The organism is Companilactobacillus sp. y65-5 (assembly GCF_057541095.1).
In genome coordinates, this window is record NZ_BAAJOA010000004.1 from 203,309 (window position 1) to 218,001 (window position 14,693).

General features: G+C 37.9%; 18 protein-coding genes. 14 read left to right on the forward strand and 4 right to left on the reverse strand.

What is annotated here, in order from left to right:
• The first annotated feature begins 3 nt into the window (after positions 1 to 3).
• The 7 genes from ftsY (at position 4) to rplS (ending at position 5,383) form a co-directional block, all read left to right on the forward strand.
• Positions 4 to 1,449, forward strand: coding sequence for a signal recognition particle-docking protein FtsY (gene ftsY / locus AC27FM_RS09055; RefSeq protein WP_487087524.1), 1,446 nt, complete (start codon positions 4 to 6; stop codon positions 1,447 to 1,449).
• Between the two features lie 2 nt (positions 1,450 to 1,451).
• The gene (gene ylxM, locus AC27FM_RS09060; protein ID WP_487087526.1) at positions 1,452 to 1,793 is read left to right on the forward strand and encodes a YlxM family DNA-binding protein; all 342 of its coding nucleotides are present in this window, start codon (positions 1,452 to 1,454) and stop codon (positions 1,791 to 1,793) included.
• A 12-nt stretch (positions 1,794 to 1,805) separates the two neighbouring features.
• Entirely contained in the window at positions 1,806 to 3,245 is a 1,440-nt protein-coding gene (gene ffh, locus AC27FM_RS09065; protein WP_487087528.1) for a signal recognition particle protein, read from the forward strand.
• A gap of 83 nt (positions 3,246 to 3,328) precedes the next feature.
• Complete coding sequence (gene rpsP, locus AC27FM_RS09070) at positions 3,329 to 3,601, forward strand: 30S ribosomal protein S16 (protein WP_487087530.1); 273 nt, start codon at positions 3,329 to 3,331, stop codon at positions 3,599 to 3,601.
• 69 nt (positions 3,602 to 3,670) lie between these two features.
• A complete protein-coding gene (gene rimM, locus AC27FM_RS09075; RefSeq protein ID WP_487087532.1) occupies positions 3,671 to 4,189 on the forward strand; it encodes a ribosome maturation factor RimM in 519 nt (172 codons plus the stop codon).
• Positions 4,189 to 4,926 (forward strand): tRNA (guanosine(37)-N1)-methyltransferase TrmD, encoded by a 738-nt coding sequence (trmD, locus tag AC27FM_RS09080; RefSeq protein ID WP_487087534.1) that lies wholly within the window; start codon positions 4,189 to 4,191, stop codon positions 4,924 to 4,926. The genes rimM and trmD overlap by 1 nt, the downstream gene beginning before the upstream one ends.
• 103 nt (positions 4,927 to 5,029) lie before the next feature.
• A complete protein-coding gene (gene rplS, locus AC27FM_RS09085) occupies positions 5,030 to 5,383 on the forward strand; it encodes a 50S ribosomal protein L19 (protein ID WP_487087536.1) in 354 nt (117 codons plus the stop codon).
• 129 nt (positions 5,384 to 5,512) lie between these two features.
• On the opposite strand, the gene nfsA is transcribed toward rplS, so the two are convergent.
• From nfsA to AC27FM_RS09100, 3 genes are all read right to left on the reverse strand, one after another.
• Entirely contained in the window at positions 5,513 to 6,250 is a 738-nt protein-coding gene (gene nfsA / locus AC27FM_RS09090; protein WP_487087538.1) for an oxygen-insensitive NADPH nitroreductase, read from the reverse strand.
• 265 nt (positions 6,251 to 6,515) lie between these two features.
• Positions 6,516 to 7,760: an RNA-guided endonuclease InsQ/TnpB family protein gene (locus AC27FM_RS09095; RefSeq protein ID WP_487087627.1), complete on the reverse strand. Its 1,245-nt coding sequence runs from the start codon at positions 7,758 to 7,760 to the stop codon at positions 6,516 to 6,518.
• 244 nt (positions 7,761 to 8,004) lie between these two features.
• Entirely contained in the window at positions 8,005 to 9,012 is a 1,008-nt protein-coding gene (locus AC27FM_RS09100; RefSeq protein WP_487087629.1) for an NADP-dependent oxidoreductase, read from the reverse strand.
• Between the two features lie 181 nt (positions 9,013 to 9,193).
• Between AC27FM_RS09100 and AC27FM_RS09105 the strand changes: the two genes are divergently transcribed.
• Both AC27FM_RS09105 and AC27FM_RS09110 read left to right on the forward strand, forming a co-directional pair.
• Positions 9,194 to 9,511, forward strand: a complete 318-nt coding sequence (locus AC27FM_RS09105; protein WP_487087540.1) for an ArsR/SmtB family transcription factor — start codon at positions 9,194 to 9,196, stop codon at positions 9,509 to 9,511.
• Between the two features lie 70 nt (positions 9,512 to 9,581).
• Positions 9,582 to 10,799: an NADH:flavin oxidoreductase/NADH oxidase family protein gene (locus tag AC27FM_RS09110; protein ID WP_487087542.1), complete on the forward strand. Its 1,218-nt coding sequence runs from the start codon at positions 9,582 to 9,584 to the stop codon at positions 10,797 to 10,799.
• 72 nt (positions 10,800 to 10,871) lie between these two features.
• Here the strand turns inward: AC27FM_RS09110 and lexA are convergent, their stop codons facing one another.
• Positions 10,872 to 11,495: a transcriptional repressor LexA gene (lexA, locus tag AC27FM_RS09115; RefSeq protein WP_487087544.1), complete on the reverse strand. Its 624-nt coding sequence runs from the start codon at positions 11,493 to 11,495 to the stop codon at positions 10,872 to 10,874.
• A gap of 94 nt (positions 11,496 to 11,589) precedes the next feature.
• Here lexA and AC27FM_RS09120 point away from each other — a divergent pair, with 94 nt between their 5' ends.
• The 5 genes from AC27FM_RS09120 (at position 11,590) to purC (ending at position 14,691) form a co-directional block, all read left to right on the forward strand.
• Positions 11,590 to 11,832 carry a DUF896 domain-containing protein gene (locus tag AC27FM_RS09120; protein WP_487087546.1) on the forward strand — a complete coding sequence of 81 codons (243 nt, stop codon included), beginning with the start codon at positions 11,590 to 11,592 and terminating at the stop codon, positions 11,830 to 11,832.
• 63 nt (positions 11,833 to 11,895) lie between these two features.
• Positions 11,896 to 12,126, forward strand: a complete 231-nt coding sequence (locus AC27FM_RS09125) for a YneF family protein (protein ID WP_056979732.1) — start codon at positions 11,896 to 11,898, stop codon at positions 12,124 to 12,126.
• Positions 12,127 to 12,378: 252 nt separating this feature from the next.
• Positions 12,379 to 12,864: a 5-(carboxyamino)imidazole ribonucleotide mutase gene (gene purE / locus AC27FM_RS09130; RefSeq protein ID WP_487087548.1), complete on the forward strand. Its 486-nt coding sequence runs from the start codon at positions 12,379 to 12,381 to the stop codon at positions 12,862 to 12,864.
• Positions 12,857 to 13,978: a 5-(carboxyamino)imidazole ribonucleotide synthase gene (gene purK / locus AC27FM_RS09135; protein WP_487087550.1), complete on the forward strand. Its 1,122-nt coding sequence runs from the start codon at positions 12,857 to 12,859 to the stop codon at positions 13,976 to 13,978. The genes purE and purK overlap by 8 nt, the downstream gene beginning before the upstream one ends.
• Positions 13,979 to 13,986: 8 nt before the next feature.
• Positions 13,987 to 14,691, forward strand: coding sequence for a phosphoribosylaminoimidazolesuccinocarboxamide synthase (gene purC / locus AC27FM_RS09140; RefSeq protein ID WP_487087552.1), 705 nt, complete (start codon positions 13,987 to 13,989; stop codon positions 14,689 to 14,691).
• Positions 14,692 to 14,693 lie beyond the last annotated feature (2 nt).

Here is a 14,693-nt window from a genome sequence, read left to right on the forward strand (position 1 = left end):
TAAATGGGACTTTTTGATCGAATAAAAAAAGCTTTTACTGGTAAAGACGATAGCGATAATGATAATAATGAAGAAAAAGAGCAACAAACAACCGAAGCGGTAGAGAATCAAAAAGAGTCTGATCAAGATACCGATCAAGCTTCACAAGATGACTTAGAAACTACTCCGAGCGAAGAGACAGAGAATGGACAAGCTGAAGATCAATCTGTTTCAAACGTGGACGCCAAAAATGAAGATGAAGAAAGTGCTGATGTTGAGGCTCAAGATATACCTGTGGAACCACAATCGGTGCAAGATGAACCGGAACCAACTACTTCTGAAGAGGAAGCTTCAACAGAGCCAGAGCCAGAAACTGAAGTTGATGAACGTGACGAAGAACAGCCTGAAGTAACTGAAGAGACTGCCGATACTGAGATACAAGAATCAGAGGAAGTAAAACCTGCCACTGAATCAGAATCTGATAGCGAAGAAACCGAAACGACTGAAGAAACTGAGCAAGAGGACGACATCAAGGAGTACGATGAAGGTCTCAAAAAAAGTCGTAATTCATTTGGCGCTCGCTTCAATCGTTTCTTGGCTAATTTCCGAAGTGTCGACGAAGATTTCTTTGATGACTTGGAAGAATTGCTAATTGAATCAGATGTCGGATATGAGACGGCATTGAAAATTTCTGATGAATTACGAGAAGAAGTTAAATTAGAAAATGTAAAAAAACGTTCTGATGTTTCTGAAGTTATCGTTAGAAAATTAGTTGATATGTATGACGAAGAAGGTAAGGATGAGAACAATTCCTTACGATTTAGTAGTGATAAAACTCCAACGGTTTTCTTATTTGTAGGTGTTAATGGTGCCGGTAAAACTACTACGATCGGTAAATTAGCTCATAGGTATCAGCAAGAAGGTAAAAAAGTTCTCTTGGCTGCTGGGGATACATTTAGAGCTGGAGCTATCGAACAACTTCAAGAGTGGGGTCGTCGGGTCAATGTTCCAGTTGAAGCAAATAAACCACAAACTGATCCAGCTTCAGTAGTCTATGATGCGGTCCAACGGACCATCAAAGAGGATTTTGATATTTTGTTAGTTGATACAGCCGGCCGTCTCCAAAATAAAGAAGGCTTGATGCGTGAACTAGAAAAAATCAAACGAGTTATTACTCGTGAACTACCAGACGCCCCACAGGAAGTATTGTTAGTCCTTGATGGTTCTACTGGGCAAAATGCATTAAGCCAGGCTAAACAGTTTAATGAAACAACAAATGTTACCGGGATCGTTTTGACTAAGATCGACGGTAGTTCTCAAGGTGGAATCGTATTGCCTATCCGTAATGAATTACACATTCCTGTTAAGCTAGTAGGATTGGGTGAGAAGATGGATGATCTGCGTGATTTCGATCCAGAGAAATTTATTTACGGCATGTTCAAGGAATTAATTGTCGGTTCTGGTAAATAATCATGAAAATTGACGAGACAACTAAAATTAATTTGTTGTATAATTTTTATCATTCTTTATTAACTAAAAAACAAGCTCAATATATGAGCTTATATTATGTTGAAGATTTTTCTTTGAGTGAGATTGCTGAACAATTAGAGGTTTCTCGTCAGGCTGTAATGGATAATCTACACCGGTCCGTTAGTTTACTAGAATCGTTTGAACGAGAACTAAAGCTAGTTGAGAAAACTCAAGAGATTGATGATATAGCGGGTCAGTTAAATAAAATTGTCTTAAAAAACTACCCAAATGATAAAGAATTGGTAGAATTAGTAAAACGTATTTCAAAAATAAATGAAAATTAATGGGAGTAAGAGATGGCTTTTGAAGGATTAAGTGAACGGCTACAAAAAGTTTTTTCTTCACTGAAAGGTAAAGGAAAACTATCAGAAGATGATGTCCGGACAGTAATGCGTGAAGTTAGAATGGCTTTGCTTGAAGCCGATGTTAACTTCGACGTTGTTAAAGGCTTCGTCAAGCAAGTTAGAGAACGTGCTTTAGGTTCCGAAGTAATGGACAGTTTGACACCATCACAACAAGTAATAAAGATTGTTAACGATGAGTTGACTAAGTTGATGGGTGAGGAAGCAGTTCCGTTAAATAAGGCTCCACATATCCCAACAATCATCATGATGGTTGGTTTACAAGGTGCTGGTAAAACTACAACTGCAGGTAAACTGGCTAAATATTTGATGGCGAACGATAAGGCTCGTCCATTGTTTATCGCTGGAGACGTTTATCGTCCAGCTGCCATCGAGCAATTGAAAGTTGTTGGTGAGCAAGTTGGTGCTCCTGTTTATGAAGAAGGCACCGATAAGGATCCAGTTGAAATTGTTCGCGCAGGTTTGAAAAAGGCCGAAGAAAACAAAAATGATTATGTGATTATTGATACGGCTGGACGTTTGGAAATTGACGACAAGCTGATGGATGAATTGGCTCGAATCAAAGAATTAGCACATCCAAATGAAATTTTATTTGTTGCTGATGCAATGACCGGTCAAGTCGCAGCCAAAGTTGCCCACGGTTTTGATGAGCAATTAGATATCACTGGTGTTGTATTGACCAAGTTAGATGGTGACACTCGTGGTGGTGCTGCACTTTCTATCCGTTCGGTCACTGGTAAGCCTATCAAGTTCATTGGACAAGGTGAAAAACTGGATCAGTTGGATGTCTTCCATCCTGATCGTATGGCTAACCGTATCTTAGGTATGGGCGATATGATGACGTTGATCGAAAAAGCCCAGACGGATTATGATACTAAACAAGCTGAAGAAATGGCTGAAAAGATCAAAGAGAATAGCTTTGACTTCAACGATTTCATCGATCAAATGGATCAAATTCAAAAAATGGGACCACTTGATGAGATCATGAAGATGATTCCAGGGATGGCTAATAATCCCGCTCTCGCTAATGCAAGTATCGGCGAGAAAGATATCGATCATCTGAAGGCTATCGTTTATTCAATGACCCCTCAAGAACGTGAAGATCCTAGTTTACTGAATCCCTCACGTAGACGCAGAATTGCCAGTGGTTCTGGACGTAGTGTCCAAGAAGTTAACCGTATGATCAAGCAGTTCAAACAATCACGTGATATGATGAAGCAAATGACTAAGGGTAATATGTCAGGACTTGACCAAATGATGGGCGGAGGTATGTCCGGAAAAATTGGTAAAATGGCAATGCGTTCCATGGCTAAGAAGCAAAAGAAGAACAAAAAGAAACGTTTGAAGAAGGTTAAGCGTTACAAGTCAAAATAAAAATAGAAGTGTAAAGAAAAAAACTTTACACTTCTATTTTTTTTGTGTATACTAACAAAGTTAAGTATTTAGGAGGAAACAAAATGGCAGTTAAAATTAGAATGAAACGTATGGGTAGTAAGTTAAGACCTTTTTATAGAATCGTTGTTGCTGATTCACGTGCACCACGTGATGGCCGCTTCATCGAACAAGTAGGTTACTACAACCCAATTTCACAACCAGAAGAGATCAAGTTAGATGATGACAAGATCATGGAATGGTTACAAAAAGGTGCACAACCTTCAGACACAGTTCGTAACTTGCTTAAGACACATGGTATTATGCAAAAGTATCATGAAAGCAAATATTCAAAATAATGAATAAAAAAGTGGGATCAGATAAAACTTAGTTTTGTCAGGTCCTATTTATTTATCATGGAGGAGCCAATGGCTGAAGAATTATACAGGGTGGGTACAATAGTGAATACTCACGGGATCAAAGGTGAATTGAGGATTGTACCGATAACCGATTTTCCAGAAGAAAGATTTAAATCAGGTGCAAAGTTATTTTTGCACAAATCAGATAGTAGTGAAAAACAATTGATCGTTGAATCCTCACGCAGGCATAAGAACTTTGTCTTAGTAAAATTCAAGGATTATGATAACATCAACGACGTTGAACAATTTGTGAAATCAGAACTATTTGCCGATAATGAAATCAAGCCCAAACTTTCCGAAGGTGAATTTCTTTACAGTCAAATAATTGGTTTGGATGTAATTGATCCAGTCTTAGGTAATATTGGTAAAGTTAAAGAAATAATTGAATTAGGCCCGAATGATGTTTGGGTCGTTAAGGGTACTAAGTATAGGGAAGTATTGATTCCATATATTGATGATGTTGTAAAAAAAGTGGATCTCGATAATCAAAAAATCGATGTTGAGATTCCGGATGGATTGATAGACTAATGGATATTACAATTTTAAGTATTTTCCCAAGGATGTTTCAGTCCTTGGATGAATCACTGATCGGTAAGGCTCAAGAGAAAGATCTTGTAAACATTGATATTGTTGACTTCAGAGATTTTACTACTGATAAACAAAATCACGTTGATGATGCACCGTATGGTGGTGGAGCGGGGATGCTACTTCAAGCACAACCTATCTACGATGCTATGGATTATGTTGATAAGCAAAAACCGGGAAAAAAGCGTGTGATCTTATTAGACCCTGCTGGTAAAACTTTCAATACCAGTATGGCACGCGATTTTGCTCAAGAGGACCAACTAGTGTTTATTTGCGGGCATTATGAAGGGTTTGATGAGAGAATCAAGGACTTAGTGACGGATGAGGTTTCAATCGGAGATTATATTTTGACGGGTGGAGAACTGCCGACCATGAGTATGATCGATGCAACTTTGAGATTTGTACCTGGAGTCCTTGGTAATTCTGTCTCAGCTGAAGATGAGTCCTTCTCCAATGGTTTGTTGGAGTACCCACAATATTCTCGTCCAGCTGATTTCCGAGGCAAAAAAGTCCCGGAAGTACTTACTAGTGGTAACCATGAAAAGATTCGCTTATGGCGCCTAAAAGAAGCCTTAAAAAAGACATTGGATCGCCGTCCGGATTTGTTGGATACAGTTGAACTATCTGATGAAGAGAAAAAACTGTTAAGAGAAATAAAATCAGAAAGTGGTTTACACTGAAATACAATTAATGTATTATTGTAAGAGTGTTTGAACACATATATTAACGATATTCCGCTGTATACAAATGATATATAAGAGTGTCGAACAGGGAGAAATTTTTATGAATAAGTTAATTCAAGATATTACATCTGAACAATTACGTTCTGATATTCCTGACTTCCGCGCTGGTGACACTGTTCGTGTCCATGCTAAGGTTGTTGAAGGTACACGTGAACGTATCCAATTGTTTGAAGGTGTTGTAATTAAGAGACATGGAACAGGTGTTAGTGCAACATATACTGTTCGTAAGATGAGTAGTGGTGTTGGTGTTGAAAGAACATTCCCACTAAACACACCTCGTGTTGAAAAAATCGAAGTTATCAGATTCGGTCGTGTACGTCGTAGCAAGCTATACTATCTACGTGATCGTCATGGTAAAGCTGCACGTATCAAGGAACGTCGTCGCGATATCTAGTATTGTGATTAAAATGAAGCGCACCCCTAAAGTTGGAGAAATCCAAACCTTAGGGGTGTTTTTCTATGCTCTCAAAAAAATCCAAACAATACTCATGCAACTTCGGATTAGGACTGACTGATATCAAAATTATTTATTCAAAAAACCAGCCTTTTTAACGAAATCAGATACTTCATAACGAGGCTTCATCTCGAGTGCATGACTGCAACGTTCGACCCAGTTGTATTGATCAGCGCCATTGGTTGCCTGATTGAAAAAGGCACTGACAGTTTGGTTATAAGTGTCGATACTCGTCTTTTCATTTGGATAACTATCTTTGCCTACTACGAATTCTCTAGGCAAACGTGGTTTTGTAGTGGCAGGTTCTGCAGGATAACCGATGCATAGAACAAAGAGTGGCATGACTCTTTTTGGTAAATCAAACAGTGTCGCCAAGCGCTCCATGTCATTTCTGATGCCACCGACGGTGATCCCACCTAAGCCCATACTTTGAGCAGCAATCAACGCCTTTTGGGCAGCCAATGAAGCATCGATTACTGCTACAGTGTAAAGCTCGGTATTCTCAAAAACATTAGAATCGGGGACATTTAATAATGTTTCACTACGGTGTAGGTCAGCACAAAAAAGTAGGGCGAGGGGGGCTGCTTTTACCCATGGTTGTCCACCAGAAATTTCACTTAGCGTCTGACGCTTTTGCAAGTCAGTAACCTCAATAATCGAATAAGCTTGAAGATAACTGGAAGTCGGTGCCATTTGGGCGCAATCAAGAATGGTTCGTTTTGTTTGTTCATCAATCGCTTGATCTGTGTAGCTTCGAATAGAGCTGTGGTTCATTAATGTTTTGATTGTATCGTTTTGTTCATCCATGGTCAGTAAGACTCCTTCAAAAAATAATTTTATAAATAAAACTGCTTGATTATTCGTCCGTTAGTCAAGACGTCTTTACAGAGCTTTCAACAACAATATCTACTGTAATGATCAACCACTCCCCACTAAAGTAGGAAGTTTGTGAGAATACCACTCAATAGTGATACGACCACAATTAGCTTAGATACAGCGATCGCCCAATGGGTCTTACGTGCTAATTACCAAAGCCTTTTTAGTCCACAGGTTGCCGATGGACTGTTGTTTTTTAAGCTGAGCCTTTGATCAAAATGTTTTGAGCGGCGTTATGATCACGCATATGGAAGGTATCGCAGTTAGGACACGTCCACTCTCGGTCAGATAGGGTTAGCCTTCTTGTATCACTTGTACCCATGACAAAACCACAAGCATGACATGTTTGCGTGGTATTTCTAGGATCAACTGTGACAAACTTTTTTCCGTAAAGGTCAGCTTTATAGCTAAGCATATCTAAGAATGTCCGCCAACCGACATCAGCGATACTCATCGCCAGTGCGTGATTTTTTAATAAGTTTTTACTTCTCAATTCTTCCGCAACGACCAAGTCGTGGTTCTTGACCAGTGCCGTTGAGGTTTGATGTAAGAAGTTTTTACGTTGATTGGCGATCTTGATATGGAGTGCGGCAACTACTCTACGTTGTTTCTGGTAGTTCTTAGAATCGATCAGTTTGCGGTGTTCCTTTTTGGCTCTTGTAGCTCTTCTGGACAACTTCCGTTGCTCTCGAGCTAATTTACCTTTGATCGAACGATAGTAACGTGGATTAGCTATCACGTTACCGTCTGAATCAGTCAGGAAGTTGTCAGTATTTAGATCGATCCCAACTGGAGACCGAACTTGTTTTTCTGAAATGATCACAAAAGGCTGTTCAGAAGCAAGTTGAAGTGAAACATAATAATGTTCGTTAGAGTCCATTGAGATCGTGACTGTACCGATACGAATAATATCAGCTTTTTTCCACAATTTAGCTGGCATACCACTAAAGCGTACCCGTCCAATTTTAGGCAAGTGTATCCTACTCTTATCTAATAATCGGACACTACCCGTCAACATGTTGGATACTTTTACCTTTGTCGAATACAAGCATGAAGTTTGGTATTTTTGTTCAGTAGTTTTTTTATGAAAAACGGGTGTACCAGAACGATGCACCTTACAAAAAAGATTCCAAGCCGCACGATAATTCTTGATCGCATTAGCTTTCATCAAACTGTCTAGATCACTATCGTTGAGCCAACCATGAATGTTCGATATCCCGGTAGAAGGTCTCTTCAATCTTTGTTCTAATGTCTCTATACGTTTTTGAACGACTTCAATTGGTATTTTAACTTGACGAAGGGTGAACAATTCTTTGTTCATGCCGTTCATCTCATTATAAATAAATCGACTAGCGTCACTATTTCGTTTGATTAGTCGCTTCTGTGCAGTCGATGGAAAGATCCGAACTTTAACACCATAGTGATACGGAAGTTGTGCCATCGTTTTGCCCACACTGCTTAACCTCCTTACTTGTATTTTATTTATTATAATATATGAGTAATACCAAATCACGTCACACGCAATATGTTGTAGAACATTATATCGAGAATCAAAAAAACGCCTCACGGTGTTAATTATCAAGCATTCATCTGCCTGATTAAAATCAGGAGATTTCTGCCTCAATTTTTAATTAAAGTAAAAGAAAGACATTTAGAAAATCGTGAGTCATCATTTTTACCTATTTTTATGAATCATTTGTCATCTTTAAAATAATTTTTCCCTTAGCTCTTCCTTTATGTGAGTAGGTCAGAGCCTCCTCAATATCTGAAAAAGGTAAAACTCGGTCGATAACAGGTTTTATGGCCTCTGCTTCAATCAATTGACCTAAAATATCGAGTTGAGTACCACTAGGCTTCATAAATAAGAAGGTGTAAGAAGCTCCTGTTTTATTTTCTAAATGGGCTAATTTACCGGTAATAAACCCAAAGATCCATTGTTTCCAGCGTGGTACGCCGTATTCTTTACCAAATCGTTTGTTTGGTAGTCCGGCGATACTTACAATTTTGCCGCCAGGCTTCACAATTTTAAAAGCATCTTCGAGCGTCTTGCCGCCGCGAGTGTCAAATACATAATCATAATCAGAAAGAATCTCAGAGAAATTAGTTTTGCGATAATCAATGATGAAATCTGCACCTAGTGATTGAACTAGGTCAAAATTTTCAGCTGAGGTTGTGGTAGAAACATAAGCACCTAGGTATTTGGCGATTTGAATAGCGATGGTCCCGATACCCCCTGAGCCACCTTGAATCAAGACCTTTTGTCCTGGATGAATTTGCATAATGTCGTGGAGTGCCTGATAGCTGGTCAATCCGACAAGAGGGATCGAGGCAGCTTCCTCAAAATTAATGTTTTGTGGTTTTAATGCAATATCTGCTTGATCTACGGCAATGTATTCCGCGAATGTTCCAATACGATCTTTTTGTACTCGTCCATAAACGGCATCACCCATGTGATAATTAGTGATATTTGATCCGATCTTCTCAATAATTCCTGAAAAATCACTTCCCATAATCATAGGCATGTCATACTTGAGCAGCATTTTTAGTCCACCATCTTTAGTTTTGAGATCAATGGGATTGATGCTGGAAGCCACAATTCTTATCAATACGTCATTAGGTCGAGGAGTAGGAATCTCAACTTCTTTTAAGATTGGCATCGGTTGTTTGTATGTGTCGATTACAGCAGCCTTCATTTTTGCTTTCATGAGATGTCCTCTATTTCAATTTATAGTTTAACAGTTTAATCATTTGGACCTTACCGTACAGAGATTAGTTTATTCGTTTAAGAATGTCAACCAATAATTATTGACATCCTTAAATAAATATCGTTTAATAGTTTAAGAACATGAACGTAAAGGGAAGGAGAAATAAATAATGGCTGAACAAACATTAGAAATTTTTAAAAACGGTATCCCTATTTTCACTATGTTACAAGATGAAAACCGCCAACAGATTTTGGTTATGCTTTGCAAAACCGATCGCATGACGGTTAATCAAATCACAGATAAATTATCTTTATCAAGACCTGCCGTTTCACATCATCTAAAATTGATGCTGAATGCAGGAATATTATCGGTAAGTCAAGTTGGAACTGAACGTTACTATAGTGCCGATATGACTAGTACCTTGGAACTTTTAAAAGCGTTAACTAAGTCTTTAGAAAATGATATGGGAAATAAGAGTGATCAATAAACTCTTATTTTTAATTTTAATGTTCAAATGTTTAAACCTAAAATCAAAAGAAATTAGAGGATGAATGTAAATGTCAAAAAAAATGTTGTTTCAACCGCTTAAACTTAAGAATGGCGTAGTTTTGAAGAATCGTTTTGTTAAACCAGCTATGAGCGAAGTACTGGGAGATAAAAATTGTCGGCCTACAGATGAAATTGTCAATTTGTATCGTAATTGGGCAAAAGGTGGAGCGGGATTACTGATTACTGGAAATGTAATGATCGATTCCACCGCACTTGGAGAAAAAGGAAATGTCGTGATTGAAGATGAACGAGGTTTAGAAATGTTATCGCGCTGGGCCGATGCCGGGAAAATTAATAGTACTCAAACATGGATTCAATTAAATCATCCAGGTAGACAGTCTCCAAAACATGTCAGCTCGCAACCAGTAGGTCCCAGTGCAGTCGCATTGGAAGGTCCAAATGCTTTTGCATTTAATAAACCAAGGTCATTGACCGTATCTGAAATAAACGCAATCGTTCAACGCTTTGCTAATTCAGCAGCGATCGTTAAAAAAGCCGGATTCGGTGGTGTTGAGATCCATGCAGCCCATGGGTACTTGTTGAGCCAGTTCTTATCTCCAATTTCAAACATTCGAACCGACCAATATGGTGGTTCATTGGAAAATCGTATGCGTATAATCGTAGAAGTCTATCAAGCGATTCGGGAGAAAGTCGGGCAAATATTTCCAATTGCATTGAAAATTAATTCATCTGATTTTAAAGCAGGAGGATTTAGTGAGGGTGACTCGATCGAGGTGATTCACAAAATGGCTGATTTAGGTGTTGACTTAATCGAAATTTCTGGTGGCAATTACGAAAATACGATGGTTCAAGGTAGCAATAAACAAGGCGCATTTTTCATTGATTATGCTGCAAAGGCAAAAGAAGGCATCGATACGCCTATCATCGTAACCGGTGGCTTTCGAAGTATCGATGGTATGGAACGGGCACTTGTTAACCATGAGACCGATATGATCGGATTAGCCAGAGCCATTGCCTTGATTCCAGACCTGCCAAATCAAGCTGAGAATGGAACTTTCAAGTCGATCGACATTGAGATGTTAAGCACTGGTATCATGTCTTTGGATAAAAAAGCTGGTTCCTATATAGGTTTAAGCTATTACGAGATGCAAATGAGGCGGATTGCGTCAGGTAAGTCTGTAAAACGTACCAAAAATGCTTGGATATCACTTTGGTTTGCTTTTAAGACTCAAGGGCTTTCGATGTTATTGCCGCAGAGGGCGTAGAGATAATAAGATCGAGGTCGTCAAATTGTTATTTTTGAGACAAAAAAAGATGATCATGAGATCATCTTAGAATTAAAATATTTGTGAACGATATAATCCAACAACCTTACCAAGGACTTCGACATTGTCAAGGATGATTGGATCCATAGTGTCGTTTTCAGGTTGTAGACGATAATGTCCATTTTCACTGTAAAATCTCTTGCAAGTTGCTTCAATATCTTCATTCATTGCAATGACGATTTCACCATTATTAGCAGTATTTTGTTCGTGAACAATCACTTGGTCACCATCAAAGATACCGGCATTTATCATACTTTCACCGTGAATATCTAGCATGAATAATTCGCCAGAGTTACGATTCAAGTCAGGTGGGATTGGGAAGTAACCTTCAGGGTTACGCTCAGCAGTAATTGGTTGACCAGCTGCAACAGCACCCAAAATTGGAATTTGCTTTGATTTAACACCGATAGAGTTTAATCCAGCAACTGTTAATTCAATTGCTCTAGGCTTAGTAGGATCGCGTTGTAAATAACCTTTTTTTTCAAGACGAGATAAATGTCCATGAACGGTTGATGTAGATGATAGGTCAACTGCTTCACAGATTTCTCTGACTGTTGGTGGATATCCATGGTCGTCTAAATAATCATGGATGCACTGTAAAATTTGGGATTGTTTAGAGCCCTCAACTTTTGACATTAGAACACCTCATTGTTAGTATCTTATTTAGATTGTATCAGAATGATGATATAAATTCAAACAAGTGTTCGGTATAATTAGGAGATTGGTAAGAATGAAAGAACAAGAAGAACTTATTGCTAAAATTAACAAACTAGCAAAGAAATCCAAAGAAGAAGGATTGACTCACGAAGAGGAAGAACAACAAGCTGTACTTCGTAAAGAATATTTAGAAAATTTTCGTGCCAGCTTTAGATCACAAATTGAATTGATGCGTGTTTATGATAAAGAGGGAAAGGAAGTTACTCCAAACAAAGTTAAAGAAATTCAACGCAAAAAGGGATTACGTGACGATTAGTCTTTTAATTGCATTAATTTTTTTGTATCATTATAAGATGTATGGAAAGGGTGAAAATTAGATATGGGAATAACAATCGCAGTTGGAGTTTTGGCTTTGTTAGTTGGATTGATTATCGGTTTCTTTGCCGCAAGATGGTATATGAAGAAATACTTCGAAGATAATCCACCAATTAGCCCTGATATGATTAAACAAATGATGGCGCAAATGGGACAAAAGCCTTCACAAAAGAAGTTAAATCAATTGATGAGCTCAATGAAAGCACAACAAAAGAAAGAAAACAGCAAAAAATAAAGTTATCACTTTTAATTTTGAAATAGATAGAGCAAAACTACTCATTAGTTTTGCTCTATCTATTTTTTTGTATTCAATACAAAATGTATAATATATGCCGAACTTTTGGATTGATATTATTTAAAATTTTATTTTTCAAAACGAATTCACGAATATTTATTAAATTAATAGATAATAATGTACGTCTTTAGCTTGAAAAAAGAAAAAATAGCTGATAAACTTTGATTACTACTTGGAAAGGGTAAATAAACAATGAATGATGTTGCAGTAATTATGGGTTCTATTTCAGATATGAGTACAATGAAAAAAACTATTGAGACATTGGAACAATTGGAAGTCAGCTATGAAGTAAAAGTTATTTCCGCTCATAGAATGCCTCAAGAGATGCTCGATTTTGCGACTGGGGCTGCTAAGAATCATTTTAAGGTTATTATCGCAGGAGCTGGTGGAGCAGCCCATTTACCGGGTATGGTTGCCTCATCGACCATTCTTCCAGTAATCGGCGTACCAGTTAAATCTAAGGCGTTGAAAGGCATGGATTCCCTCTTATCAATAGTGCAAATGCCGAGTGGTGTACCTGTTGCTACGGTGGCAATTGGTGATGCGGGTGCTACCAACGCAGCCATTTTAGCTACGAAGATCTGTGCATTACAAAATGAACAATATGCTAGTAACTTGTTAGCTTATCAAAAACAAATGCACGATAAATCAGTAGAAAGTGGGAAGAATCTTGAATAATCAATCTCTTTCAGGCTCAACGATAGGAATTATCGGTGGTGGTCAATTAGGACAGATGATGGCATTTTCTGCTAAAGAGATGGGATACAAGGTAATTATTCTTGATCCACAAGAAAATTGTTCTGCCGCTCAAGTTTCAGATGATCAAATCGTAGCACGGTATGATGATCTTCAATCATTGATCGAACTTGCCAAGAGAGTTGATGTATTGACGTATGAGTTTGAAAATGTTGATGCTGAAACGATCGAGGAGGTTTCAAAGTATACATACGTTCCACAGGGCACCAAAGCATTGATTGTGACACAAAACAGGATTTTTGAAAAAAAATTCTTAGAAGAAAATCATTTCCCGGTCGTGCCACATGCCATCGTCAATTCAGAAAAGAAATTGTCTCAAGGATTGGACAAGGTCGGTGTCCCATCGATCATAAAAACGATTCGTGGTGGTTATGATGGTAAAGGTCAAATAAGAATTACTGACAAAGTGGATGAAAGTATCAATGAACTGATTGCATCTGGGGAATGTATCTTGGAGAAGACGATCGATCTCGACAAGGAAGTTTCAGTTGTCATCGCTAGAAATATTGATGGTCAAACCTCAGTTTTTCCAGTTATCGAGAACATCCATCGAAACAATATTCTTCATTTGAGTCTCTGTCCCGCAAGAATCAGTCCTGAATTGAGTAATAAGATTCATGAGATAGCTATTGGGATATCTGAAAAATTAGAATTAGTTGGAACTATGTGCGTTGAATTCTTTATCTCAAATCAAGAGGAATTGTTCGTCAATGAAATTGCCCCACGTCCACATAATTCCGGACATTTGACAATTGAATCATGCAATATATCACAATTTGATGCACACATTAGAGGTATTTGTAATTTACCAATGCCAAAGATATCTCAATTTAAACCAGCAATCATGGTTAATCTATTAGGACAACATCTAGAAAATGCTCGTAAAGAAGTATTTGTTCACGATGACTGGCATCTGCATGATTATGGAAAAGACGAAATCAAACATGATCGCAAGATGGGACATATCACCATACTTACGGATGACCTGGATGTAGCAAAGAAAAATATTGATGATAATCCAATTTGGAATGTATAGGAGAAATTATGACGAACGAATTGATTTATTCTGGAAAAGCGAAAGACTTATTCAAAACCGATGATGAAAATGAATTATTGGTAGTTTATAAAGATCAAGCAACTGCCCTCAATGGTAAAAGAAAAGAATTATTTCCCGGTAAAGGTATTCTGAACTGTCAAATATCTTCGTTAGTCTTTGATTATTTAGCAGATAAGGGTATCGAAACACACGTGATCAAGAATCTTTCTGACCACGAGCAATTGATCAGAAAAACCGAAGTCATTCCATTAGAAGTTGTTTTACGAAATCGAGTTTCAGGCAGTTTGGCAAAAAAATTCGACTTGATCGAAGGAGAAATGCTAGACATTCCGATAATTGAATTTTATTTCAAGAGTGACCGATTAGATGATCCGTTCATCAATGATTCACAAGTTATCTCATTAGAAATAGCTACTCAAGAAGAAATTGATTATGTTAAAAAACAAGCTTTGGAAGTGAATCACCTATTGATTAAATTCTTCGGTGATAGGCATCTTGATTTGATTGATTTCAAACTGGAATTTGGCCGTGTAGATGACAAGATCATACTCGTGGATGAATTTTCACCTGATAATTGTCGATTATGGGATCAATCTAGCCATACTTCACTCGATAAAGACATTTTTAGACAACAAAAGGGCGACCTAGTAGAAACATATCAAAAAGTGCTGGATAGATTAACAGCTAAATAAGG